The 1,503-nt window shown below is 61.2% G+C and carries 2 protein-coding genes and 1 pseudogene; all 3 read right to left on the bottom strand.

Going from position 1 to position 1,503, the window contains the following annotated elements:
* Positions 1-320, bottom strand: a pseudogene (locus EN742_RS34785) (conjugal transfer protein TrbI); the annotation flags it as partial.
* A complete protein-coding gene (gene virB9, locus EN742_RS34780) occupies positions 317-1,129 on the bottom strand; it encodes a P-type conjugative transfer protein VirB9 (protein ID WP_189375729.1) in 813 nt (270 codons plus the stop codon). The gene virB9 and the pseudogene EN742_RS34785, both read right to left, overlap by 4 nt.
* A partial coding sequence (locus EN742_RS34775) for a type IV secretion system protein (protein ID WP_148670518.1) occupies positions 1,129-1,503 on the bottom strand: 375 nt, incomplete at its 5' end. The genes EN742_RS34775 and virB9, both read right to left, overlap by 1 nt.

Raw genomic sequence — 1,503 nt, 5'->3', positions numbered from 1 at the left:
GTGTCGGGCTTTGCTTCCTCCTTCGTCGGCGGCGGTGGCGGCGGGATTTGAAGGACTTCCGGCTCTGCCGGTTTCGGTTGCGGCTCGCCGTCACGCACGAAGGATGGCGGCCGAAACGTCGTGGTCGAAAACTCTTCGTCGCCGGATAGCATGTCGCGCTGCTGCGGCCGTCCGCCGGCGACGACGACATAGCCCGCGACCATGCCGACCAAGATAAGCGCGCCGCCGCCGATGAGCTGCTTGCGCCGAACATTTCTGTCGGCGATCGCCGGCTCATCGCCGCTCGCCAGAACCTCGAGCTCGGGGCTGCGCTGGATCAATTACCACTCCTCCTGCGCTTCGTCGCGTGAGGATCCTCGGCAGGTCCAAGGACACCGGGGTCGGGCGCGCCGAAATCGGGTTTTCTCAAATTGAAGATGCAGACCCATTGGTCGCCGTCGCGCAGCGTGAACTGCGTCGCGGTTCCGTCGACGACGATGTATTCGCCCTCCTTGCGGAAGTTCTCCAATGTCTCGGAGAAATCGGAATTGACGGCGAAGATCGCTGGCACGCGTCGGTCGAACTTGAAAAAGGTCTTGGCGCCGTCGTCGAAGACCATGAGCGGCTTCAATCGCCCATCCCCGGAAAAGGAATAATCGATATTGACGTTGGCCTTGTCGATACCGGCAATATTCGGCCAGGCGGCGCGCTGCTCGGCCTCCTTGTGCAGCGCCGCATTGAGGTTCTTTTCAGGGTAGACGAAGCGAATGCCGAAGACCTCCCCGCCCGCCTTCGGCGCGTTGTCGCGTAGCTCGAAATAGTAGATGCGCTTGTCGGTGACGACGTTCATGTTGGTGGTCACGTTCTTGGCGATCGGCTTGACGAAGAGGATGTTGCCCTTGTCGGCTGGGACGACCTGCCAGCTGTCGGTGTCGCCGAGCGAGATCGTCTGGAATTTCTCGTCCTCGTCGAAAATGATCATGGTCGAGATGCCGTAGGTGGCGGAGACCTGGACGACATTGTTCTCCTGGTAGACGACGCTGGTGATGCGTCGATCGAGAGACCCGCCTTTTGGCGTCTGCGCGGCGAGGGCGGCGGAGCCGAAGGCGACAAGGCATAGTGCCGTGGCGAGGACCATTGTCGTCCTCATCACGGGCTTCCCGGCGTCACGGTTTCCTGGTCGCGGCGATAGTCGTAAACCTGAAAGCCGAGGGGATTTTCGAAGCGCCATTCGTTCTTGATGGGCGTGTCGGTGTAGCGGAAGCGCACGACCGAGATCCAATGCCGGTCGATCGCTTCGGTCTCGCTTTTTTCCGTGGTAGAGAAGCGCACGATCGCGGTCGAATTGTTCGGGAAGCTGACCGACTTGATGTCGACCAGGACCCGTTTCAGCTTGCCATAGACCTTGGCGGGGTTCTGAGGGCTGGCGGCGCTGTAGAGCGCCTGCAATTCGCGCGCCGCGTCGCCCGTCGAAAGAAGGGCGGCGATCCCGAAATTTTCCTCGATCGCGTAAGGATCGTAGCC

It is taken from the genome of Mesorhizobium sp. M4A.F.Ca.ET.020.02.1.1 (assembly GCF_004022645.1).
Classification (GTDB): domain Bacteria; phylum Pseudomonadota; class Alphaproteobacteria; order Rhizobiales; family Rhizobiaceae; genus Mesorhizobium.
This window is presented reverse-complemented; position numbering and strand designations above follow the sequence as displayed.

What these genes read in the sequence shown, in the direction of transcription:
- virB9 (WP_189375729.1), bottom strand. Translation starts at nt 1,129, where the DNA reads ATGAGGACGACAATGGTCCTCGCCACGGCACTATGCCTTGTCGCCTTC.